The organism is Shewanella sp. MM_2022_3, assembly GCF_022557375.1.
GTDB classification, from domain to species: domain Bacteria; phylum Pseudomonadota; class Gammaproteobacteria; order Enterobacterales; family Shewanellaceae; genus Shewanella; species Shewanella xiamenensis.
This window is the reverse complement of record NZ_JAKZGV010000129.1, coordinates 1-347: the sequence shown is the minus strand read 5'-3', so window position 1 is coordinate 347 and position 347 is coordinate 1. Positions and strand designations below refer to the sequence as shown.

At 56.2% G+C, this 347-nt stretch carries 1 rRNA gene; it reads left to right on the top strand.

From position 1 onward, the window contains the following. Positions 1–2 precede the first annotated feature (2 nt). A 16S ribosomal RNA gene (locus MMG82_RS21665) occupies positions 3–347 on the top strand; the annotation flags it as partial.

Below are 347 nucleotides of genomic sequence, written 5' to 3'. Positions count from 1 at the left end.
TTTAATTGAAGAGTTTGATCATGGCTCAGATTGAACGCTGGCGGCAGGCCTAACACATGCAAGTCGAGCGGCAGCACGAGGGAGTTTACTCCTGAGGTGGCGAGCGGCGGACGGGTGAGTAATGCCTAGGGATCTGCCCAGTCGAGGGGGATAACAGTTGGAAACGACTGCTAATACCGCATACGCCCTACGGGGGAAAGAGGGGGACCTTCGGGCCTCTCGCGATTGGATGAACCTAGGTGGGATTAGCTAGTTGGTGAGGTAATGGCTCACCAAGGCGACGATCCCTAGCTGTTCTGAGAGGATGATCAGCCACACTGGGACTGAGACACGGCCCAGACTCCTAC